The 22,161-nt window shown below is 36.8% G+C and carries 19 protein-coding genes; 15 read left to right on the forward strand and 4 right to left on the reverse strand.

The window, feature by feature from the left end:
* Positions 1-39: 39 nt before the first annotated feature.
* The gene (locus tag AC5YGG_RS01935) at positions 40-2,247 is read left to right on the forward strand and encodes a S46 family peptidase (RefSeq protein WP_496142726.1); all 2,208 of its coding nucleotides are present in this window, start codon (positions 40-42) and stop codon (positions 2,245-2,247) included.
* 78 nt (positions 2,248-2,325) lie between these two features.
* A complete protein-coding gene (locus tag AC5YGG_RS01940; protein ID WP_496142727.1) occupies positions 2,326-2,802 on the forward strand; it encodes a YdeI/OmpD-associated family protein in 477 nt (158 codons plus the stop codon).
* 39 nt (positions 2,803-2,841) lie between these two features.
* On the opposite strand, the gene AC5YGG_RS01945 is transcribed toward AC5YGG_RS01940, so the two are convergent.
* From AC5YGG_RS01945 to AC5YGG_RS01960, 4 genes are all read right to left on the reverse strand, one after another.
* Positions 2,842-4,377: a YifB family Mg chelatase-like AAA ATPase gene (locus AC5YGG_RS01945; protein ID WP_496142728.1), complete on the reverse strand. Its 1,536-nt coding sequence runs from the start codon at positions 4,375-4,377 to the stop codon at positions 2,842-2,844.
* Positions 4,378-4,566: 189 nt separating this feature from the next.
* Positions 4,567-5,517, reverse strand: coding sequence for a hypothetical protein (locus AC5YGG_RS01950; RefSeq protein ID WP_496142729.1), 951 nt, complete (start codon positions 5,515-5,517; stop codon positions 4,567-4,569).
* Between the two features lie 50 nt (positions 5,518-5,567).
* On the reverse strand, positions 5,568-6,869 hold the full coding sequence (locus AC5YGG_RS01955; RefSeq protein WP_496142730.1) for an HlyD family secretion protein: 1,302 nt from the start codon (positions 6,867-6,869) through the stop codon (positions 5,568-5,570).
* Positions 6,829-9,048 carry a peptidase domain-containing ABC transporter gene (locus AC5YGG_RS01960; RefSeq protein WP_496142731.1) on the reverse strand — a complete coding sequence of 740 codons (2,220 nt, stop codon included), beginning with the start codon at positions 9,046-9,048 and terminating at the stop codon, positions 6,829-6,831. Before AC5YGG_RS01960 ends, AC5YGG_RS01955 begins: the two co-directional genes overlap by 41 nt.
* A gap of 148 nt (positions 9,049-9,196) precedes the next feature.
* Between AC5YGG_RS01960 and AC5YGG_RS01965 the strand changes: the two genes are divergently transcribed.
* From AC5YGG_RS01965 to AC5YGG_RS02025, 13 genes are all read left to right on the forward strand, one after another.
* Positions 9,197-9,892, forward strand: a complete 696-nt coding sequence (locus AC5YGG_RS01965; RefSeq protein ID WP_496142732.1) for a 2-C-methyl-D-erythritol 4-phosphate cytidylyltransferase — start codon at positions 9,197-9,199, stop codon at positions 9,890-9,892.
* Entirely contained in the window at positions 9,876-11,066 is a 1,191-nt protein-coding gene (locus AC5YGG_RS01970; RefSeq protein ID WP_496142733.1) for a LicD family protein, read from the forward strand. The genes AC5YGG_RS01965 and AC5YGG_RS01970 overlap by 17 nt, the downstream gene beginning before the upstream one ends.
* Positions 11,067-11,093: 27 nt before the next feature.
* Positions 11,094-11,918, forward strand: a complete 825-nt coding sequence (locus AC5YGG_RS01975) for a hypothetical protein (RefSeq protein WP_496142734.1) — start codon at positions 11,094-11,096, stop codon at positions 11,916-11,918.
* 6 nt (positions 11,919-11,924) lie between these two features.
* Positions 11,925-12,476: a hypothetical protein gene (locus AC5YGG_RS01980; RefSeq protein WP_496142735.1), complete on the forward strand. Its 552-nt coding sequence runs from the start codon at positions 11,925-11,927 to the stop codon at positions 12,474-12,476.
* Positions 12,477-12,615: 139 nt separating this feature from the next.
* Positions 12,616-14,214, forward strand: coding sequence for a Na+/H+ antiporter (locus AC5YGG_RS01985; RefSeq protein WP_496142736.1), 1,599 nt, complete (start codon positions 12,616-12,618; stop codon positions 14,212-14,214).
* A gap of 166 nt (positions 14,215-14,380) precedes the next feature.
* The gene (gene ribB / locus AC5YGG_RS01990; RefSeq protein ID WP_496142737.1) at positions 14,381-15,052 is read left to right on the forward strand and encodes a 3,4-dihydroxy-2-butanone-4-phosphate synthase; all 672 of its coding nucleotides are present in this window, start codon (positions 14,381-14,383) and stop codon (positions 15,050-15,052) included.
* 15 nt (positions 15,053-15,067) lie between these two features.
* Complete coding sequence (locus AC5YGG_RS01995; protein ID WP_496142738.1) at positions 15,068-15,820, forward strand: siderophore-interacting protein; 753 nt, start codon at positions 15,068-15,070, stop codon at positions 15,818-15,820.
* Between the two features lie 84 nt (positions 15,821-15,904).
* On the forward strand, positions 15,905-16,342 hold the full coding sequence (locus AC5YGG_RS02000; protein WP_496142739.1) for a universal stress protein: 438 nt from the start codon (positions 15,905-15,907) through the stop codon (positions 16,340-16,342).
* A gap of 72 nt (positions 16,343-16,414) precedes the next feature.
* Entirely contained in the window at positions 16,415-17,761 is a 1,347-nt protein-coding gene (locus AC5YGG_RS02005; RefSeq protein ID WP_496142740.1) for a TolC family protein, read from the forward strand.
* An 8-nt stretch (positions 17,762-17,769) separates the two neighbouring features.
* Positions 17,770-18,828: an HlyD family secretion protein gene (locus AC5YGG_RS02010; protein ID WP_496142741.1), complete on the forward strand. Its 1,059-nt coding sequence runs from the start codon at positions 17,770-17,772 to the stop codon at positions 18,826-18,828.
* Positions 18,829-18,834: 6 nt separating this feature from the next.
* Positions 18,835-20,388 (forward strand): MDR family MFS transporter, encoded by a 1,554-nt coding sequence (locus tag AC5YGG_RS02015; protein ID WP_496142742.1) that lies wholly within the window; start codon positions 18,835-18,837, stop codon positions 20,386-20,388.
* A 44-nt stretch (positions 20,389-20,432) separates the two neighbouring features.
* The gene (locus tag AC5YGG_RS02020; protein WP_496142743.1) at positions 20,433-21,113 is read left to right on the forward strand and encodes a siderophore-interacting protein; all 681 of its coding nucleotides are present in this window, start codon (positions 20,433-20,435) and stop codon (positions 21,111-21,113) included.
* Positions 21,114-21,123: 10 nt separating this feature from the next.
* Complete coding sequence (locus AC5YGG_RS02025; RefSeq protein ID WP_065395630.1) at positions 21,124-21,699, forward strand: Crp/Fnr family transcriptional regulator; 576 nt, start codon at positions 21,124-21,126, stop codon at positions 21,697-21,699.
* The last annotated feature ends 462 nt before the right edge of the window (positions 21,700-22,161 follow it).

Consider the following 22,161-nt stretch of genomic DNA (forward strand, 5'->3'; position numbering starts at 1 on the left):
AAAATTAGTAAATTAGCATCACAAAAATTATTTTATAAAATGAAAAGACTATTTCTACTATTCACTTTCTTGCTGGGCTTTGCTCAGATGAGGGCGGATGAGGGGATGTGGCTGCTAATGCTCATCAAAAGACTTAACGGTGTTGATATGCAAAAGGAGGGTCTACATCTAACGCCTGAGGAAATTTATTCAGTGAACAATTCCAGTATGAAGGATGCTATCGTAAGTTTCGGTGGTTTCTGTACTGGTGAGATTGTTTCTGACAAAGGACTTTTATTCACAAACCACCACTGTGGTTATGGTGCTGTGGCTGCAGCTTCTACTCCTGAAAAAGACTATTTAAAAAATGGTTTCTGGGCAATGAAGCAAAAAGACGAATTCAATGCAAAAGATCTTTATGTAAGATTTTTAGTAAGAATGGATGATGCTACTCAAAGAATCACGTCTAAGCTAAACAACAATATGACCGGAGCAGAGAGAAAAGCTGTTATTGATGCTGAAACTAAGGCAATTCAAACAGAAAACTCTGAAAACGGAAAATATACTGTCGTAGTAAAAGATTTCTTCAACGGGAATGAATTCTACTATTTTGTATATCAGGATTATAAAGATGTAAGATTAGTAGGTGCTCCACCTTCATCATTAGGAAAATTCGGAGGTGATACTGACAACTGGGAGTGGCCAAGACATACTGCAGACTTCACAGTCTTCAGAGTATATGCTGATGCTGCTGGTAACCCGGCTGAATATTCTCCAAGCAATGTTCCTATGAAGCCTAAGCATTTCTTACCGGTTTCTCTTAAAGGAATTAAGCCTGGTGATTTCTCAATGATCATGGGATACCCTGGTAGAACAAACCGTTACCTGACTTCTTACGGAATTCAGCAGATGGTAGGAAAAGACTATCCGGCATGGGTAGAAGCTTCTAAAACTGCAATGGATGTAATGAAGAAGTACATGGATAAAGATAAAGCTACTCAGCTTAACTATGCTTCTCAGTATGCTTCTGTAGCAAACTACTGGAAAAACAGACAAGGAACGATTGATGCTGTAGAGAAAAACGGTACCATCTCTGACAAGATGAAAATCGAAGAAACCTTCAAAACATGGGCTTCTATGCCAGCAAATACCATGTATGATGGTGTTTTAGAAGATATTGGTACTTATTACAAGCAAACTTCCGACAGAAATGTTGAGAAAAACTATGCTACTCAATTCACAAGAAATGCTAAATATATTTCTCTTGCTTTACAAGTAGGATCTGTTCTTAAAGCTTATGCTGCTCAGGATATGCAAGGAAGATTGGCAATGAAAGCTAAAACTGAAGCTGCAATCAAAGCTGCTTATGAAAACTTCAGCCCTTCTTTAGAAGGTGAAATGCTTGCCGCAATGACGAGTCTTTACCAAGCCAGAGTAAAAAATCCTGAAGTTGCTTCTGCTACGATCTTAGGCTTAGATGCTAAAACAGTTTCTAACTTTGCTTACTCTTCTATTTTTGCTAACAAGACTTCTGTAACAAATTTCTTATTAAATCCAGATGCATTAAAGCTTGATGCTGATCCACTTTGGAAAGCTGCAAACGGTATTACGGCTGATCAGAAAATGAGCACTGAAAAATATGTAAAAGTAGATGATAACTTTGCTAAAAACAGCCGTCTATTCTTAGCTGGTTTAATGAAAGCAATGCCTGAGAAGAAATTCTATCCGGATGCTAACTCTACAATGAGATTAACTTATGGTACAGTAGATAAACTTCCTATCAGAGAAGACAGAAACTATTTCGGAGTTACAGATAACTATTATACAGATATGGCTGGTCTTGTTGGAAAATACAAGAAAGGTGATGAAGAATTCGATCTTCCACAAAGAGTGATTGATCTTTACAACCTTAAAGATTTCGGACAATATGCTGATGCAAAAGGATACATGCCTGTAAACTTCCTTTCAAACAATGATATTACAGGAGGTAACTCTGGTTCTCCGGTAATTGATGGTGATGGAAACCTTATCGGTCTTGCATTTGACGGAAATAGTGAAGCTTTAAGCGGAGATATCGTATTCGAGCCTGAATGGCAGAAAACAATCAACGTTGACGTTCGTTTTGTACTTTGGACAATTGATAAATTTGCTGGTGCAAGAAGATTAATTGACGAGTTAAAGCTTGTAAGAGACGAAAACACTCCGGCTGATACAAAAACTAAAAACTCAGGTACTACAGCAACACCTAAGAAAACAAAGAAAAAATAATCTTTTTAGATATATTTTAAAACCGTGAAATTTACTTTCACGGTTTTTTTATTTTTGATAATTAAAAACTGATCTAATATGACTCTTGAGCCCATAGAATTCACAGCCGTTATTAAACAAAACGGAAACATGAATGCCGCCTTTGTGGAGTTTCCGTTTTCCACAGAAGAGCTCTTCAATAAAAAGGGGCTGGTAAAAATAAAAGTGGTATTTGATAACAAGGTAGAATATCGTGGAAGTCTTGCTAAGATGAAATCTGAATGTCACATCTTAGGGCTAACCCAAGAAATCAGAAAACAACTTGGGAAGACCTTCGGAGATGAAGTTTTCGTGTCTCTTATTGAGGATAAACAAGAAAGAACAGTTGAAATTGCCGATGATATTGCCACGGTTTTTAATGCTAATCCTGAAGCAAAATTATTATTTGATAAGATGAGCTATACCCACAAAAAAGAATACATCCGCTGGATAGAAGAAGCAAAAAAGCCGGAAACCAGAGAGAATAGAAAAATAAAAATGATACAGATGATTCTGGATGGAAAAAAGGGAGTTTAGTTTTTTCACTCCCAATATTCTTTAAATTTCAAAGCTTCACTAAGCATTCCAAAATTCCCTATCTAAACTTCTATATTGTATTGCTTCGGAAATATGATGTGAGAGGATTTTTTCAGACTCCTCAAGATCAGCAATGGTGCGCGCAACTTTCAATATTCTGTCGTACGCTCTTGCCGACAGATTAAGTTTTTCCATTGCTAATTTTATGAGTTGTAAAGAGGTTTCATCCAATTCACAAAACGCTTCAAGTTCTTTAGGTCCTATCTGTGCATTACTGCTTATAGTGAGATCTTTATATCTTTCATTCTGAATTTCTCTTGCAATCAGCACCCGTTTCCTTATATCTTCACTCTTCTCTCCTTTTCTTTTTTCAGATAATTGTTCAAATTCTACTTTTTGAACTTCAATATGAATATCAATCCGATCCAGAAGGGGTCCGGACAATTTATTCATGTACCGTTGCATTTCATACACGGAAGAAGTATTATTGGGATCATCCGGAAAAAAGCCACTCGGGCTTGGATTCATTGAAGCGACTAACATAAAACTTGCAGGATAGTTTACCGTAAATCTCGCTCTTGAAATAGTAACCTCTCGGTCTTCCAACGGTTGGCGCATCACTTCCAGAACAGTTCGTTTAAATTCCGGCATTTCATCCAGAAATAATACGCCGTTATGAGCTAAAGAAATTTCTCCAGGCTGAGGGTAACTTCCTCCACCAACTAAGGCTACATCTGAGATCGTGTGATGAGGTGCACGGTAAGGACGCACGGTCATTAATGAAGCTTCGGTTCCTATTTTTCCTGCTACGGAATGTATTTTTGTTGTTTCCAAGGCTTCTTTCAACGTCAGAGGAGGTAAGATGCTGGGAACTCTTTTTGCCAACATCGTTTTTCCACTGCCTGGAGGACCTATCAAAATAATATTATGACCGCCAGCCGCAGCCACTTCCATAGCTCTTTTGGCTGTTTCCTGTCCTTTAACTTCAGAAAAATCAAATGGAAAATTATTAATCTTTTCATGAAATTCTTTTCGAGTGTCCAGGATAACTTTATTAATAGGTTTTCCTTCATTAAAAAAGTCTATTACTTCTTTAATATTCTCTACTCCATATACATCCAGATCATTGACAATTGCTGCTTCTCTGGCGTTTTGAATAGGAAGAATTATTCCTTTAAAACCTTCTTCTCTCGCCTGAATAGCTATGGGCAAAACTCCTTTAATAGGCTGAAGGCTTCCATCCAGAGAAAGCTCACCCATAATAATATAGTTTTGAGTTTCTTCAGCAAGGATCTGGTCTGATGCTGCTAAAATTCCAATAGCAATGCTAAGATCGTATGCAGAGCCTTCTTTTCTTAGGTCTGCCGGAGCCATATTAATCGTGATTTTCTTCCCAGGAATTTTATACCCTACGTTTTTCAATGCAGCTGAAATTCTATAGCTGCTTTCTTTGATCGCATTATCAGGAAGTCCTACCAAATGATAGCCTACTCCTCCACTATCTACATTTACTTCAATTGTTATTGTCTGTGCTGCAACTCCGTGAATGGCACTGCCGTAAATTTTAATCAGCATGATGTGTTTTTGAAGTAAAAATAATGAATATACTATTTTAAAATATTGATAATTAAATGTATAATATTCTAAAATAAACGAGATTATAAAAAGGGATTTAAGAAAAATACAATTAAAAACGATGACACCCAACAAGTGTAATAAAAAAACCACTGCAACTACAGTGGTTTCATATTTATAGATAGGAATCTAATTATTACAATTTGCTACAAACAAAGGCTTTGGTAACTTTTTAACAGCAACTTTTGGCTGCGAGGTGCCTGTAATTTTATCAAACTTCATGAGGACATCATTGTAATGAAAATCATCGCTTTTGTAGTTCAGTTCTTTTATAGGAACAGCTGGATTTATATAGACGTTTCGCTGTTTATCATATTTATAATCCGATACATCTATTTTTTCTGCCATATCATCATTCATATTGTATGCATTATTGACCAGTTTATAGTCTGCATCAAATGCCATGTCAAAAGATTGATTCAGAAAATTCAATTCCTTTTCATCAGAAAGCTCTTTTTGAGAAGATTTTTTAAGAGGTACTTCTGAACCGTCATAGATTTCTGATAATCCTTTTTTTGTGATTTTAAAAACAAAATCATTGTAGTAAAGGCTATCCTTCATGTATTGTACAATAAAATCATTGTAATCACCTGTTGGAAAAGTATACATCAGCTTTGGAATATCTACCCCTCTTCCGTTTTCATAATTCTTTTCTTCCAGTAACGTTATTGCTGATAGTTTTTCTTTAAAGACATAAACATTGGGATAATCCATACAATTTGCATCATCATTAAAGAGTGGTTGCATTTTACCCGGAAATTCTCCTGCCAGAATATTCCCCGTAATACCATCTCCGTTGAAATTAACTCGCATTCCTTTCTTAATATCTGGATTTTTTCGGGCATAAACATAAAACTTGGCATCAGGATTTTTGGGTTTCAGATGAAGAAAGTCTTTTTCAACGGTCCAGGTTCCTTTGATCAGAGTTCCATAAGCGATAACCAAAAAGGTTTTATTCTTATTGATCACAAAGGATGCTCCCTTGGATTGATAAACTCCGTCTATATTTCCCTGAGCACACAGCAACATACTGCAAAATGCCATCAGAAAGATAAGAGCCTTATTAAAAATCATTTTCATAGTCTTAATATTTTCGATAAATATCGCAAAAAAACTGAAAATGACTATCATTAGCGATACACACTTAATAGTATTCTCTCAAGAATTCTTTCATAAAGTCTCTTATTATTGGTCATAATTTCACCTTCACCCATCACCCCATCTGTTAATGTAATATGATTATCAGAAGGTGAAATAGCCAGATCGATCAGGTATCTTTTTTCTTCTCCATTCGCTGTTTTTACGAGATTTCCTACATATGAAACTTTTAAAACCTTTCCTCTTATAGAACCATATTCTTCATGTGGAAAATTATTAAGCTTTATCAGCACATCCTGATTTTCCTTAATTTTTCCCATCCCGAAATCTGACACCAGCATTTGCCCGTTCATTGTATTTGACATGGGAACTACTGCAAATATGGGTTCCTGATGATTAATAAACTGATTGTTTTTCAAGAAACTCAGATATTGTACTCTGCCCTGAACAGGTGCGGTAATGAGGTAAGTTCTCCTCCAGGTCCTAATTTTATTTACAAGATCATTATAGCTGTTATATAAATCAGATGCTAGCTTTTCTGTCTTCTCCGTTTTTAAAATCAAAGCTTCGTTGCCCTTGCTTTTTGTACTTAATATTTCCTGATCCAGTTTATATATATCCTGTTGTGTTGCATTCTTATATTGTCTTGAATTCAAATAATTCTGCTCTGTATTTTCATATTGCTCCTGGCTGATTACGAGAGACTGCTTCAATAGGGAGTCTCTTTTTACCTTATTATAAGCAAGTTTATCGTTTTTATTCAATATGTGAATTCTCTGCTGTTGTAACTGAAGTTGTTTTTCCTGTTTTTGAGCAAGATCACTCAACAATTGATGCTGTTTATCATACAATTTGTTTTCTGCAAAGAATGTATATTGCTGCAATGCATTCATAAAGGTGAAATAGCTGCTGTTTATTTCTCCAAGATGAACAATTTTAGGAAGTGTATTATAATAATGGGAATAATCCATTTCAGAATTAAACGCTAAAATTTTTTTCTCAAGCTCTATAAGCTCATCAAATGTTGATTCGTTTTCAATATAAGCAATCACATCTCCTTTCTTTACAATTTCATGGTCTTTTTTCAGGATCACAATAGGTCCGTGATAGCTGGCAACAAGATTTAAAGAAGGATTGTCTGCAATGATGGTAACAGATCCTTTATATGAATCGGGATATCGTATAGTGAATAATCCGATAAGAATCATAATTAACAGGACACTAATGAGTGTAAATATTTTGATATTGATACTGCTGGGAATCTTTGAAACCAAAAATGTGATCTCCTCCGAATTAGTTTGCTTCAGCTTCTGTGTATAATTTTTCAGCTCCATTTAAAACATTTATTTGACTTTCAAACAATAGGTAATAGTATCCTTTTTGTTCCATTAAAGTTTGATGATTTCCTTTTTCAATGATTCTTCCATCCTTCATTACGATAATCTGATCTGCATTTACAATGGTACTGAGACGATGTGCCACTACCACCACTGTTTTATTGATAAAAAGTTTGGAAAGAGAATTGACTATTTTTTTCTCATTGATAGAATCCAGCGCATTGGTTGCTTCATCCAGAAAGACGTATTTGGGGTTTCTGTATAACGCTCTGGCAATAAGTATCCTCTGCTTCTGCCCTCCGCTTATTCCCCTGCCATTTTCTCCTATTTTTGTTTTATATCCCAGAGGCATATTTTCAATTTCCTCTGTCATATTCGCTGCACTTACCACTTGTTTGAGCAGCTCATAATCTACATCTTCGGCATTCATGACAATATTATTGAGAACAGTATCATTAAAGATTTTTCCATCCTGAAATACACTTCCACACTGATTCCGCCAATGAGAAATATTAATATGCTTATAATTCATATCTCCTATTTTCACATCGCCTGAAGACGGTTCATAAAGTCTTAACAATAATTTCAGAATGGTAGACTTTCCACTTCCGCTATCCCCCACAATGGCTGTTATTTTTCCATCCGGGATGGTAAAGTTTAAATTTTGAAGAACATAAGGCTGTCTTGGCGAATACTGAAAATAAACATTAGAGAAACGAAGTGCTCCTGAAGAAAATAGTAAAGCATTATTATTGTTTTCATTCTGATCTTCTTCATTTAGTGATTTTATCTCCCGAATTCTGTTAAAACTTAGTTTCGCCATCTGAAAACTCAGAAAAAACTGCACAAGCTGCTGAATCGGACCATTAAGCAAGCCTAGAATCATCTGTATTGAAATAAGTTCACCCAATGTCATCTTTGAATCAATAACGAGCATGGCACAATAGAATGTAATACTCACGTTCTTAAGGTTATCAATCACCTGTGCCCCAGAGTTTTGTCTGTTGGTAATAGACTGCATCTGAAGGTTCTGCTTAAAAATTTTGGCTTGTATCTCATCCCATTTTAATTTTCTTGCAGTTTCGTGGTTATTGATCTTAATTTCCTGAATATTATTAATTGTTTCAATCCAAAATCCCTGATCCTTACCCATTAAAGCAAAATAGTTCATATCCACCTGCTTTCTTGCCTTAAAAAACAGAAATATCCATACAAGATAAGTTATGGTACCTCCCATAAAAATCAGGAAAACAGGAACATTATAGATCAGCAGAACAAATATAAATGCGGAAAATGACAGGAGAGAGAAGATTATATTAAGAGAATTCCCCATAATAAAACTTCGGATACGCTCATGATCATGTGCCCGCTGTAAAATATCTCCCGGATGCTTATTTTCAAAAAAACTGAATGGTAATCTCAGTAATTTTGCCAGATAATCTGAGATAATATTCACGCTCACTCTGTTTGAAACCTGAAGAATGATCCAGTCTCTGACTACAGTTGCAAAAAATGAACAGACAATAAGTGCCAGATTTGCTAAAAGAATCATTTCTATGAACTTAAGATCTCTTTTGCTTACCCCAATATCAATTACCGATCTGGAAATAAATGGTAAGAATAAATTTAATACTGTTATAATCCCCATTACGAGCAGTAATAGGAATAATATTCTCTTATAATTTGAAAAGTACTTTAGAAAATCAAACAATCCGTTTTTTTGTTCAATACTTTCCTCTATGTTGACCGTCTTAAAATGAGTGGAAGGCTGTAATAAAAGCGCAATGCCTTTATTATTTTCTTTAATCCATTTTTTTTGAAAATCCTTCAGCGTATAAACCAATTTTCCTCTTGCAGGATCAGAGATATAGATTTTATTAGCTTTAATTTTATAAAGCACTACAAAGTGGCTTTCTCCCCAATGAAGAATAACCGGAAGATTCACCTGGGTCTTTAAACCGTCTACTGTTGCTTTAACGGCATGGGTCTTCAATCCTATTTTGTCTGCAGTGTAAATCAGATCTGCAATCGAAACGCCTTCTTTCGTTACGCTGCATAATTCTCTTAAAAACTGGAGTGAATAAAATCGTCCATAGTGTTTGGCTACTATTTTCAGACATGTGGGACCGCAATCCATTTTATCATACTGCCTTTCCTGCGGAAATCGTCTTATCATTAGTTTTTTTTGCAAAATAAGGACACTAAAAAACACCAGAAAACCCTTTACCAGAGATTTAAAGATATGTTCACAGTCCATTAATAAAAAGAATTTCTACATGTCATAGTTTTGACCCGACCATAAAAACAGGAAACGATTGAAATACATGAAGAATTATATTATTATCCTCGCAGCCGGAAAAGGAAACCGATTAGGAGCCGAAATGGCAAAGCAGTTTCTCCCATTGAATGGCAAGCCCATCCTTATGCACACCATTGATCAGTTTATCGATAATGTATATCATAATTTTGAAATTATCCTTGTGCTGAATAAAGATGATTTACAGATATGGGAAGACTTTTGTGAACAATTCCATTACCGTCATTCAATCAGAATTGTAATGGGGGGTAAAGAACGTTTTCACTCCGTAAAGAATGCTTTAAACACTATTGAAGACCGCCATTGTTACATTGGAATTCATGATGCAGTAAGACCTTTTGTAAATAAAAAAGTGATTGATACAGCTTTTACCGAAGTAAGAGAACATGATGCTGTTGTACCCTGTATATCAATGATTCCCACAATCAGAAGAATAGATAAGAAAGGTAATATCGGGATGAACCGGGATGAATTTAAAATTATTCAGACTCCTCAGGTATTCAGATCCGACGTGATAAAAAAAGCTTATGAAACTTCTTATCAATCCCATTTTTTTGATGATGCCACTGTTGCAGAATATTGTGGGTATACCATAAAGCTTATTGATGGAAATGAAGAAAACATCAAAATAACTCTTCCCATTGACTATACCACCGCTAAAGCATTAAAAACTAAAATCTTACAATATGATATTCCAAATTAGTAAAGACACTGTATTTCTTCATAACGGTGCCGAAACCTTTGAAATCTGTTCAGATATACCTTTACAAAAGAGCAATATCCATTATCATACTGAAAAGTATGGCTTCGAGATGTGTCCGGAAGATATTCAAAACTATTCTGCCCATCTTTCTATTTGGGAATATATTCTACAGCACCATATTGAGGCTCCATGTATTATCATCGAAAATAATGTAAGGTTAAATCGGACCTACGAAGCCATTGTAAGTGAAACCGCTTCTACTGAGGATTGGGATGTCATAGTCCCTTACAATAAGCTCAATATTGATGCTGATTTAAGAAACGAGATATTCCCAAGTAGGCTTGGATACTATTGGGGAAGCTATATTTATGTTGTGAACGGCAGGAATATTGAGAAACTGTTATCTATAAAAGCCATCAGACAACCGATAGATGAGGAAATTCTTGAAGCATCCTTCAACAACACCTTAAAAACGCTTCTGATGGATACAGACTGGTTTGAATTTAATGAAAAAAATTGCCCGGTATATCAAAACAGAAGCTTATTCTTCCTTGAAAAAATACAGGAGATTAATGTCTGGGAAAGCAATCATAAGGAACAGGCTATTAGTATCATGACTTATTTAGCCAATAAATCAAAGGAACATAATTTAAACCTTTTTGCGCATGCCGGCACGTTACTGGGAATCATCAGACATGATGAAATTATGCCTTGGGATGATGATGTAGATCTATGTATGGACGAGCATGAAATACAAACTCTTCTGAAAGCTGTGCAAGAAGAAAATATCGTAAAATATACTAAAAGCACCTGGCATAAAACAGGATTCGAATATTATAAATTCTTTTATGAAAACGGAGAGCATAAAAACGGATATGAATATACATTTCCTTTTGTAGATATCTGGCTGCTTTTCCATAGAGAAAATTCATTCATTACTTCTGATGGATATGAAGCCTATACAAGCGATTATCTTCCCGGAAAAGAATACCTGTTTCATCAGGCTCCTATTCTTCTTCCTCAAAATCACGAATCAATTTTGAATAAAATGTATAAAAACTGGGATAAATACATTAAGGTCTTTTCATGGTCTCACAGACAAAAAGAAAATTGTATTGACAGTATTATTGTACCCATTAAAACCGATCATACCGGAAAACTGATTACTTACTGATAATAACCTTTTTTAAACTTTAAATAAATGAGAAACTCAAACGTAGTAGAACTCAACAGCACACTGGAGCTGTTGAACGAGAATGAATTGTATTCATTCAAAGGCGGACTTGCCGGAGGGCAGAGTGAAACCGAAATCCCTGAAGTCATTATCCCTGCTCCGGATCATGGTGGCAATGACGATGGCGATGGCGGATTCGATGATGGCAGTAATCCTCCAGGATGGAATGATGATGATCCACCGGGATGGAACGATGGTGATGATCCTTTTCCACCAGACGGGGGTGGTATTGATGATAATAATACCCCGCCTCCACCCAATAATCTTCCCGGAACTCTCCCTGCAATGTGCCAGCAAGCCTCATATTCAGGAAGCTGTGCGATAAGAGCTTTGGATTGGGTAGGTAAATATTTAGGCGTTTCAGGTCTGAATAAAGATGATTTTGCTGAATTCTTCGGAGCAAAGACACCAGCTGATGCCTTCAATACTTTTGAAATAGGTCCCGGAACAACTCCCTCACAGTATCTTACTGCTATTAATTCTTTCTTTACCAGTACTAATATCTCGTCTTCAGCGGATATAAATACACATGTAGGACAAGGACATCCGGTTTTGGCAACCTTAATAATGCCGGACGGTGGGCTTCACGCAGCAGTAATCACAGGAATAGATGTTTCTACCGGCATGGTAACAATGGCAAATTCATTAGCTAGCGGAGGTTTTGAAACTGTTGCATTCGGCTCTCTTAATATCAGAGGTCTTAATGCAATCACAGGTGTTCAAAATAACAGTGTTGTAACAAAATACACTTCTGATACCGGAGACTGGTGGACTCACTGTAGTATTTATTAATATCGTATGATGTATAAAAAAGTCATATCAATAGTATTTCTGTTGATTGTAGTAAGTTATAACGCACAGCAAGAGCATAATCAACCAGCTGTTGAAAAGCTTACGAAACCACAGAATATCAACAACATTGATTCTCAATTAGCAGATATAAAGGATTTTTATGATTCTTATAACCGCTATGGCAAAGACACGTCTAAGGCAATGATGATGTTGAAAAAGACAATGGATGATGCAAGCATTACTCCTTCTGATCAAAAAAAGATTATAAAAGCTCTTCAAAAAAAGATTGCCAGAAATAAGTCTCGTCAGGAAAAAATAGACTTTAGTGCAAAGCAGGTTGTTTTTGGAGATGTATTTTTCTATGATATTTTAGAACAGAAGCTGCAAAAGGAAAATTTAGATTCATTATACAGCATCATCTTTGAAAAAAGAAATAAAGCCAATAGTGCAGTCCGAATTATTACTGATAATTTTTACCAGCTTAAGCAAAGTAAAATCATCAACACATCATTTCATAATTCCGGAGAATTTATTACATCTGTTTTAAAGCAGAAATAATAGAAAATGACAGTTATTTTAGCCCTCCAGCGTATTGGAGGGCTTTATATTTTAGCATTCAGTTTCATCACTGTCGTTTTTGATCTAAGTCAAAGTTTTGCTTTTCCTTGCTCTATAATTTTGCGCCATAATAAAAAACATGGCAGAGCTTGAAAAAATTATATGGATTTCTATTATTCTGATCGTCATTATTTCGGTAAAAGAAAAGCTGAAACTGGCACTTCCTCTTTTACTTCTGTTGACAGGTCTTATTTTAAGTCTTACAAGGCTTGTCCCTTCCATAGATATGAGTCCGGAAATGATTTTTTACGTTGTCTTACCTCCTATTTTGTTCGATGCAGCATGGAATACTTCAATTCCTGAGTTTAAAAAAGAATTCTCTAAAATATCTCTTCTTGCCGTAGGACTTGTTTTTCTTACGACTACTATCATCGCATTGATTGCTCATACTATTATTCCTGGGTTTTCATGGTCTTTGGCATTCATTTTAGGCGCTATTATTTCTCCGCCAGATGCTGTAGCAGCCACAAGTATCACCAAAGGACTGCCACTTCCTAAAAAACTGGTTACCATTCTTGAGGGAGAAAGTCTGCTGAATGATGCTTCTGCCCTTATTGCTTATAAATGTGCATTAATCGCCATTGTAAGTGGTACTTTCTCTTTTCGTGAAGCAGGATTTCAATTTGTAACCATCAGCTTAGGCGGAATAATCGTTGGACTTGCCATCGGATACATTTTCCTTAAACTGCACAGATTTCTTAACGGAAACGGAAACGCAGAAACTTTTGTGATCATTCTGTTACCTTTTGCTACGTATAGTATGGCAGAACATCTGGAATGTTCTGGGGTCTTAGCTGTTGTGGTATTGGGAATGTTTCTTTCATGGAATTCATTTTCCCTTTTCAGTTCCGGCAGCAGAATACAGATGAGCCATTTTTGGGACGTTATTGTATTCGTTTTGAACGGATTGGTGTTTCTTATTCTGGGAATGCAGCTGCCTCAGATCATTGCAGATATTCCACATTCAGATCTTCCGGTTCTCATTCTTTATGGTTTGCTTATTTTCGGAATTTTAATCATTATCCGTCTGTTTGTCATCTGTACTTTCCCTTTATTCTCTGTGAATCAGGTAAAAAAGAATGCAGGGTTTTTCTCGCAGGCAAAGAAAGAATATATCATTTTATCCTGGTCGGGAATGCGGGGCGTTGTATCTCTGGCTGCTGCCCTGGCAATGCCTTTACATGATAATACCGGCACATTAATAGGACAGAGAAGCACTATCCTCTTTATAACATTTGTAGTAATCATTTTCACCTTATTGATTCAGGGTTTGACTTTACCTAATCTGATTAAACTGATTAAACCTGCTGAAGAAGAGGAAAAAAACGAAAAAGAGCTGAACATTCTTCTGATTGATCAATCCCTTTTATACCTAAAAAGCATGAATGGAAGTAAAACAATGACGGATGAAATTGTAACCGGAATGATTGAAAAACTGAAAAAAGAGGAAACTGAGCTTTCCAAAAATGAAATATCTCAATCTACCGACCGTATAGAATGGAGAAAAACCTATTTCAACATTGAGCTTCAGCTGATAGAGTTTCAAAGAAAAGAACTTATTAAAAATTATTACAAAGGTGAATATTCACTTGAAGTAATCCGCAAAAAAGAATGGGAATTAGACTTTTGGGCAACCACAGTACATCATGAAATGGAAACCCTGGAATATAAAAAGTAGATCTTTTTTTACTTTTTTAACCTAAGTCAAAGTTTTTCATTTTCGACATGTCCAACTTTGCAGCATCAAATTAATCCTCCGTAAGGAACGATATCTTATAAATCTTCCTTTACATTATTAAAACAAACACACTTAATCATTTAACACATAATTTAAATATTTACTTATGGAAAATATGTTGAAAATATTTGGTGAAAATTCCAAAGAACGAGTAGAAAACGCAATTCAGGAACTACAATCCGGAAAAGGTGTTTTATTGATAGACAATGAAGACCGTGAAAATGAAGGTGACCTTATTTTCTCCGTAGAAAACATGAATGTAGACGATATGATCCAGATGATACGGTATTGCAGCGGAGTTGTTTGTCTTTGTCTTACCCATGAAAAAGCTGATGAACTGGAACTCCCGTATATGGTAACAGATAATTCGAGTCCTTATCAGACTCCTTTTACGGTTTCCATAGACGCAAGAGAAGGTACTACTACAGGGTTGTCTGCCATAGACAGAATTGCAGCGATCAAAGCAGCCTGTAATGTAAATGCTAAACCCGAAGATCTGGTTCGTCCGGGACATATTTTCCCTTTAAGAGCCCATGAAAACGGTGTATTGGGCAGAAACGGGCATACCGAAGGAAGTATAGATCTGATGCGTCTTGCAGGGTTAAAACCCATGTCCGTCCTCTCCGAGCTTATGAACGACGACGGAACAATGTCCAGATTTCCGCAGATTGTGGTATTTGCTCTCAAAAATGATCTTATGATTCTGTCTATAGAGGATATCATTCAATACAGACTTCATCATACAACAAATAACAAAGTAAAATTTGAGCTTTTCTAATAAAAATTGAATAGTATGAACTCAACCGAAACAAAAAAAATACGCTCAGTGTTTCATGTGAAACATAAGGAATATATTACGCCGCATTTCATCAGGGTTATTTTCGATATAAATGATAGTCAGGCAGAAATGCTCACTCATGTAAAATCTGGTTCAAATAACAAAATTTTTATTCCTAACGGAGAACCTGATTCTTTAGGCATCGTAAGAACGTATACCAACCGTAAAATTGACCTTGAAAACAGGGAGCTGAGCATTGACTTTGTAGCTCACGGAGACAATGGTCCTGCCTCAGCCTGGGCATTAAAAGCACAGGAAGGAGATTTTCTGGGTATAGGCATGAAGGAAAGCACAAGACCTTTGGTTCCTGAAGCAGATTCTTATCTTTTGGTGGGTGATGCTACAGCGCTTCCCGTTATCAGTGCTATTGTAGAACAACTTCCCATAGGTGTGGAAGCTAAAGTGATCATGGAAACCTTCGGAAAGGAAGACGAAATCCTCTCCTGCTCAGCTGCCAACGTGGATATTGAATGGGTTCATAATCCTACTCCGGAAAAAGGAAGCCGGATTGCAGAAATAGCTAAAAGATTTGAATTCCCGGAAAAAGCACAGAAAAAGTACGTGTATGTAGCTGCAGAATATACTACAGTGAGAGAACTTCGGGAATATTTCAAAGCAGATGAATCTCTTGATGCAAGATCTCTACATGCCGTTTCTTACTGGAAAGCTGGTGAATCTGAAGATCAGGCTGGGCTTCATAAAAAATAATCTTGTGAAGGTCGTTTTTTAACCCAAGTCAAAGTTTTTCTTCTTCAGGTAACGGAATTTTGCAACATCATTTAAATATAAAATATGAACATTCAATCTATTGTCATTGCCCTGGATGAAAGCGATTTTTCTCCAAGAATAGCTTCCCGGGGCTTTGAACTTGCCGTTTTTTTCAACGCTACCGTAGAATTACTGCTCGTAAGGAACAATACCGCCATTATCAATGCCTCATTAGCCAATACTTCCATAGAAAATGATGACACCATGGAAAGACAAATGAGCAACATCAGACAGGTTACCGAAAAGTATCATCTTGTAGAACATTCAACAACAATACTGAACGGAGATCCTCAGGAACAGATTATTCAATTCATGACTCACAGCAACGCAGATCTGTTGATTGCAGGCACTCATGGAAGAACTGGAATTGATCATTTAATAAGTGGCAGCATTGCGGAATATATCATTCGTCACTCTACCATTCCCGTATTGGTTATCCCTTATAACCACGAAACACACTAAATCTCACTCACAATAACTAACCCCAAATAAAGCAAGCCAATCGCCTGCCTGGCGGAGCTATGCCTTACAACAATGAAAACATTTATTCATCCATTACAACTTCTCTGGAGATCACTCCTGCTATGTATCGGTACAGGTATCGGGATTTCCGGAGTATATGCTCAAACCCGTTTGCTTACCTTACATCAAACCGTGGAAATGGCTCTTTCCAACAGCAACACCCTGAAAATGAAACGTTCTGCTGTAGAACTTGCCATCAATAAATATAACCAAGTCAAAGATCAGTCTCTTCCTACGGGAAGCGTCAGCGGAACATTTTCTCACACTGAAAATATTGCGAACCATATCAAACTGGGATCTCTTGATTGGATACTTCCTAAAAGAGCCGAATCCTATGTAGGAAATGCTTCACTTAATGAAACTGTTTTCAATGGTTTTAAGCTGAAGTATGCAAGACAGTCTACCCTACTCCTTTCTGAAATTGCGAAAACGAATGTAACTCTTACCGAGGATGAGGTGATCTATACCGCCGTTCAGATGTATTTTGATCTGTACAAAATCTCTCAAAGCCAAAAAATTGTACAGCAAAACCTGACTGCAGTTGATCACCTTATCCAACAATCCGAGCAGTTTTACCGCCATGGTATCGTTACTAAAAATGATGTCCTGCGTTTTAAACTTCAAAGATCGGGAATAGAGATCACCGCTTCAGACCTTGAAGCCAATCGCAAAATCGTATGCTATAACATGACAGTCCTTCTGGGACTTCCGGACAACCTTGACCTCCAGACAGATTCGGTCCTTTTAAAAGAAGAAACGCCTTTTTCACTGGAACAATATCTTGAAATGGCGTTTTCCAAAAGAAAGGAATTGGAACAGAATGCATTGCAGTCACAGATTCATGATTTCTCTTTTAAATATCTGAAATCCGATGAGTTACCTAAATTATCCGTAGGTGCCGGGATGGGATACAATCATGCCGGCTCTACATTTATTCCTTCCAACGGAACTTTTATCGCTCCGTTTTCTTTGGGCGCAACGGTTTCATGGGATTTTTCCACCTTGTGGATGAATAAAAACAAACTCTCTGAAATTCAAATCAATAAAAAGCAAACATCAATAGAAAAGAATATCTGGGCAGACAGAATCCGTACTGAAGTAAACCAGGCTTATCAACTGTATGTAAGGGCTTTGAATAAAGTAAATCTCCTCCACTCTTCCATAGAAGAAGCAACGGAAAATGACCGTATGCAGGCAGACCGCTACAAAAATAATGTCACCACAGTCACAGACCGCATTGATGCAGATACTAAACTTTATCAAGCACTTACGGACCTAGAAATTGCCCGCGCAGATGCTTCTGTTGCATGGTATAACCTCCTGAAAGTTTCAGGAAAAATTTCAACGATTACTCAATAATATCAATTATGAACACTAACAATACTATGGAAGCTACCCCACAAAAACAGAAAAAATACATCGTTCCCGTCATCCTGCTGGTTGTCATTGTCGCAGGAAGTATTTTCGGAATCAAACAATATTATTATCATCAAAACCATGAAGATACAGATGATGCGCAGATAGACGGAGATCTTAGTGCTGTGGTAACCCGTGTAGGCGGTTATATCGATTCTATCGGATTTGAAGATAACCAAAGGGTAACGAAAGGACAGGTTCTTGTCAAATTAGAAGACAACGAGTACCGTATAAAACTGGCACAGGCAATGGCAGCACAGAAAACGGCAGGTTCTAAAATCGGGGTTTCCGAAACACAGGTTTCTACTACTCATACAGCATCGTTAGGCTTTAAAGCAAAAATAGATGAAGCAAAAGCAAAATTATGGCAAGCTGATCAGGATTATGAGCGCTATGCAGCATTGATTAAGAATGGCTCTATTCCACAGCAAACTTTTGATAAGGCTAAAGCAGATCGTCAAATTGCTCAGGCAGCATTACAATCCGCAGAGGAACAATATAAAACGGCTATTGCCCAAATCGGTAACAGCCGTTCCGAACTGAATGTGACGAATACGGCAACAGGACAACAACAGGTAGATGTAGATTATGCTAAGCTGCTTCTGTCTTACACCACGATAAAAGCACCGGTTTCAGGAATTGTTACGAAGCGTCGTGTTCAGATGGGACAATTACTTCAGGCTGGGCAAACATTATTTGCAGTTGTGGATGAAAATAACCTGTATGTGACGGCTAATTTTAAGGAAACTCAGATGCAGAACATCCGTGCGGGGCAAAAAGCAGAAGTGATTGTTGATGCTTATCCTAATGAGCCGATTCAAGGGGTTGTACACAATTTTGCCGGAACTACAGGGGCAAAAATGTCTTTATTGCCACCGGACAATGCTACCGGAAATTTCGTCAAGGTTGTACAGCGTATTCCTGTGAAAATTAAAATCAAAGCGACTCCAGAATTGCTTAAAAAGATTCGTCCGGGAATGAATGTGGAGGTAAGCGTATTAACTAAATAACTCAACATGATGGCTGAGAAAGGATTTAGAAAATGGGTGATCACGTTTACGATGGTATTGTCATGTATGCTTGAATTTTTGGATACCACCATTGTGAACGTTGCAATCCCTCATATTCAGGGAAATATGGGCGCTATCTTGGAAGATGTTGCCTGGGTTTCTACCGGTTATGCGGTTGCCAATGTTATTATTTTACCCATGTCAGGATGGTTGGGAAGTCGGTTTGGAAGGAAAAATTACTTTTTATTTTCCATTATTGTATTTACCATTGCGTCTATGCTTTGTGGGAATTCTCATACATTGACAGAACTTGTAGTATTCAGAATTTTACAGGGATTAGCTGGTGGAGGCTTAATTTCTACAGCGCAAGCAATTTTACTTGAAACTTGGGCTCCTGAAGAAAGAGGAACTGCGACTGCTATTTTTGGTTTTGGAGCTGTAGTAGGACCTACGGTTGCGCCTGCTTTGGGCGGTTACCTTACAGATCATTTTTCATGGCCGTGGGTATTCTATATCAATCTTCCTTTAGGAATTTTAGCAGCTATCCTTACGTATCAGTATGTGAGGGCTACTCCTAAGGAAAGTACGGGTAAACCTGTTGACTGGTGGGGAATTCTGCTCTTAACGATTGCTGTGGGAAGTTTGCAGACTGTTCTTGAAAAAGGAGAAGAAAAAGACTGGTTCGCAACTAATTACATTACAGTTCTTAGTGTATCCTCGGTAATTGGTATCTTATTGTTTATCTGGCGGGAAACCACTACGGAATACCCTGTTGTGAACCTTAAACTATTCCGGTACAGAAGTTTTTCTGCGGGTATGGTCACATCATTCCTGTTTGGAATCGGGTTGTATGGATCGGTTTTTATATTTCCGCAGTTTTGTCAGAGTCTATTAGGGTTTTCGGCACAACAAACTGGTTTTTTACTCTTACCCGGACAGATTTTTACTATTGCACTGATGCCTACGGTTGGTAAATTACTGAAGAAAGGAGTTCCACCGCAGCTTTTTGTTATTGCAGGTTTCCTTTGCTTCTTTATTTTCCCGATGATTATGAGTAAAGCTACTCTATCTTCCGGAAATACAGATTTCTACTTCCCACTTTATTTTAGAGGAATTGGGATCGGATTGCTGTTTGTTCCGTTGATTACACTTGCTATTAAAGATCTTAAAGGTCCTGAAATTGGGCAGGGAGCCGGATTATACAATATGATGCGCCAGCTGGGAGGTTCTTTTGGAATTGCAGGATTAGCAACAACGGTTCATATTGGCAAGGGGCAGCATAGAAATTATCTGTTGGAAAACATTAATGAATATGGATCTGCTTACTGGGAAAGAACGCAGGATTATATTTCCGGTTTCATGGTGAAGGGTTTTTCTCATTCCGATGCTTCTGAAATGGCTTTACATGCTATAGATAAGGTAATTAACAAACAAGCTATGCTGATGGGATTCACGGATGCTTATCAACTTCTTGGAATTGCGATGTTATGCTGTATCCCGTTTGTATTGCTGCAAGGTTTTAAGAAGAAAAAAACAGAAATCCCGGCAGATGCCCATTAACGTTTCGTCTTAATACAATTATCTCACTCCAAAACAGTCACAAAATGAATTCAAAATTAGATAATATCAACAGCGGTGAAATCATTTCTTCGAAAAAAATCACTCCTACTTCATGGCATATAAAATTAAAGGTACCTTTTTATATAGAACTGAATATGGACAGAAACCCAGGGTATATCATACCATTATTGTCCGGAGATGAAGAGGAAGCAGATTCTGTTATCATCAGATCTACGCTGTGGAACTATGATATAGTACGCAATATGGTAGAGGTTATCATTCATACACAGAAAGAAAATGAGACATGGCTTGAAAAACTTTCTTCGGGAAAGGCTATTCAATATCTTGATCCTGAAGAGATTATTATACAAGGGTTGAACGCTGATCAATATTACCTCATCGGTAATGCTGGCGCACAGGCTTTTTTCCATCAGTTTAACAGAAGTCTTCCTTTTACAAGTACAGTCAATAGTTTTATATATAGCAGGCAAACGGGGGAATTTTTCCCGGATACTGATGGAAGTTATCCGCTCAACTATCACATTATTTATCCTTTCAGCCCTGAGCGGGTACTCCATCTCTTTAAAAAAGATTTTGTCAGGGAAAATGAAAATTTCATTATTCTGCTTTATTGCGAACAAGAGGTTAACACTCTGTTTTCTAATTACTTTAAAAAGGAATGGGGAGCTACGAATAGCCAAATTAAGATTTCCAATTTTCATTAATATTTTAAGTATGTATTCATTATTGGCTGAGAAAATTTCTCAAATTACTTCCATTGATGATGAAGGGATGGAAATCGTTTTATCATATTTCAGGTATTTTCAGATCAAAAAGGAGGAAATTCTACTGAATGAGAAGGAAAATTCTTCTAAAATATATTTTGTGGTAAAAGGCTGCCTTAGAATCTATTTTCTTCAGGCTGACGGAAGTGAGGCAACCCGATATATTGCTTTTGAAAACAATTTTGCCAGCAATCTTGTGGGGTTGATCACCGGTGAAGGTTCTGAAGAATATATTCAGGCATTGGAAAGTTCGGAGCTACTTTATATTTATTTCAAGGATTTCCAGAGCCTTCTGGGCAGGGTTCCAGGTTGGGAGAAATTTTATATTTATTATCTGGAAAACGCTTATGTGAACAATACCCGTCATCTGATGAGTTTTCTTACCATGGATGCAACAGAAAGATATAAGCAGCTCCTTGAACAGAATCCGGCAGTGGTTCAAAGATTATCGAACAGAATGGTCGCCAATTATCTCGGAATTTCACAAGAGTCTTTAAGCAGACTCAAAGGAAGACTTTATAAATAATAGCCAACTAACATCTTTATTTTTTTGCCAGACTCATCATTATTGGGGTCTGGTTTTTTGATTATAAAAAGATGATGATTTTAAACTTCTCCTACCAAAAGAGTATAACCAAAGAATGCAATAACAGCCATTCCTACAACTCCTGAAAGAATAAAAGATAAGAAGTAATATAAAAAGCTTTTCATCTGCTTTTTAATAATATGAGAGATTAAAACAGAAATCGTGTACAGCACCGCAGGAACGAAAAAACACAAAAGTGCAAGTAAAAAGACAAATTCATCTGAAATAATGTTGGCGGAACTGAGCATAATTGAGTTTAAAAAAATTATCAGTTACAAATATAGCATCTTCGTATTAGCTTTGATGGTTTTTCATTTATCATAATTTGGTTAATACAATTAAAAAAGCCGGCACAAATTGCTTTGTGCCGACCTAACCATTATTAAAAACTAACGAAAAGAT

It is taken from the genome of Chryseobacterium sp. CS2K3 (assembly GCF_059515185.1).

What these genes read in the sequence shown, in the direction of transcription:
- AC5YGG_RS01935 (WP_496142726.1), top strand. Translation starts at nt 40, where the DNA reads ATGAAAAGACTATTTCTACTATTCACTTTCTTGCTGGGCTTTGCTCAG.
- AC5YGG_RS01940 (WP_496142727.1), top strand. Translation starts at nt 2,326, where the DNA reads ATGACTCTTGAGCCCATAGAATTCACAGCCGTTATTAAACAAAACGGA.
- AC5YGG_RS01945 (WP_496142728.1), bottom strand. Translation starts at nt 4,377, where the DNA reads ATGCTGATTAAAATTTACGGCAGTGCCATTCACGGAGTTGCAGCACAG.
- AC5YGG_RS01950 (WP_496142729.1), bottom strand. Translation starts at nt 5,517, where the DNA reads ATGAAAATGATTTTTAATAAGGCTCTTATCTTTCTGATGGCATTTTGC.
- AC5YGG_RS01955 (WP_496142730.1), bottom strand. Translation starts at nt 6,869, where the DNA reads ATGGAGCTGAAAAATTATACACAGAAGCTGAAGCAAACTAATTCGGAG.
- AC5YGG_RS01960 (WP_496142731.1), bottom strand. Translation starts at nt 9,048, where the DNA reads ATGATAAGACGATTTCCGCAGGAAAGGCAGTATGATAAAATGGATTGC.
- AC5YGG_RS01965 (WP_496142732.1), top strand. Translation starts at nt 9,197, where the DNA reads ATGAAGAATTATATTATTATCCTCGCAGCCGGAAAAGGAAACCGATTA.
- AC5YGG_RS01970 (WP_496142733.1), top strand. Translation starts at nt 9,876, where the DNA reads ATGATATTCCAAATTAGTAAAGACACTGTATTTCTTCATAACGGTGCC.
- AC5YGG_RS01975 (WP_496142734.1), top strand. Translation starts at nt 11,094, where the DNA reads ATGAGAAACTCAAACGTAGTAGAACTCAACAGCACACTGGAGCTGTTG.
- AC5YGG_RS01980 (WP_496142735.1), top strand. Translation starts at nt 11,925, where the DNA reads ATGATGTATAAAAAAGTCATATCAATAGTATTTCTGTTGATTGTAGTA.
- AC5YGG_RS01985 (WP_496142736.1), top strand. Translation starts at nt 12,616, where the DNA reads ATGGCAGAGCTTGAAAAAATTATATGGATTTCTATTATTCTGATCGTC.
- ribB (WP_496142737.1), top strand. Translation starts at nt 14,381, where the DNA reads ATGGAAAATATGTTGAAAATATTTGGTGAAAATTCCAAAGAACGAGTA.
- AC5YGG_RS01995 (WP_496142738.1), top strand. Translation starts at nt 15,068, where the DNA reads ATGAACTCAACCGAAACAAAAAAAATACGCTCAGTGTTTCATGTGAAA.
- AC5YGG_RS02000 (WP_496142739.1), top strand. Translation starts at nt 15,905, where the DNA reads ATGAACATTCAATCTATTGTCATTGCCCTGGATGAAAGCGATTTTTCT.
- AC5YGG_RS02005 (WP_496142740.1), top strand. Translation starts at nt 16,415, where the DNA reads ATGAAAACATTTATTCATCCATTACAACTTCTCTGGAGATCACTCCTG.
- AC5YGG_RS02010 (WP_496142741.1), top strand. Translation starts at nt 17,770, where the DNA reads ATGAACACTAACAATACTATGGAAGCTACCCCACAAAAACAGAAAAAA.
- AC5YGG_RS02015 (WP_496142742.1), top strand. Translation starts at nt 18,835, where the DNA reads ATGATGGCTGAGAAAGGATTTAGAAAATGGGTGATCACGTTTACGATG.
- AC5YGG_RS02020 (WP_496142743.1), top strand. Translation starts at nt 20,433, where the DNA reads ATGAATTCAAAATTAGATAATATCAACAGCGGTGAAATCATTTCTTCG.
- AC5YGG_RS02025 (WP_065395630.1), top strand. Translation starts at nt 21,124, where the DNA reads ATGTATTCATTATTGGCTGAGAAAATTTCTCAAATTACTTCCATTGAT.